The organism is Streptomyces sp. DH12 (assembly GCF_020873895.1).
Classification (GTDB): Bacteria; Actinomycetota; Actinomycetes; order Streptomycetales; family Streptomycetaceae; genus Streptomyces.
In genome coordinates this window covers 1-470 of record NZ_JAHWGT010000905.1, presented here as the reverse complement: position 1 = coordinate 470, position 470 = coordinate 1, and the positions used below count along the sequence as shown (strand labels likewise).

Annotated in this window: 1 pseudogene; it reads right to left on the bottom strand. The window is 74.7% G+C overall.

From position 1 onward, the window contains the following. Positions 1–470, bottom strand: a pseudogene (locus LPA54_RS37715) (hypothetical protein); the annotation flags it as partial.

Sequence of the window (470 nt, the reverse complement as noted above, 5' to 3'; positions counted from 1 at the left end):
GGTCCTGGCCCGCGTAGCCCTGGTCGCCGTAGACGCCGTAGGAGCCGGTGTCGTCGGGCCGGGGCTGCGGCTCGTAGACGGCGGTGGTCTCCGCGGCCGTCTGGCGGTCGGCGGCGGGTGAGAAGACGTCGTCGCGGTCGTAGTCGTCGTCGGCGCCGTAACCGGCCGTCGCGTTGCCGGTGTCGAACGCGTCGGCGCGGTCGCCGGACGCCTCGAGGTCGGTGACCTCCAGCGCCGGCTCCTCGCGTCCGCGTCCCCGTCCGCGGCCCTTGGCGGCGGACAGCAGCGGCGCGTTGACCGCCCAGCCGGCCTGGAAGCCGCGGCGGAACGACAGCGTGACGTAGGTCTGCCCCACGGCGAAGGCCGCCGCGCCCAGTCCGATCACCACCACGGACGGGATCAGCACGCCGAACACGACGCCGAGGAACCCGACGAAGGCGAGCAGCCGCCAGCGCAGGCGCGCCTTGTAC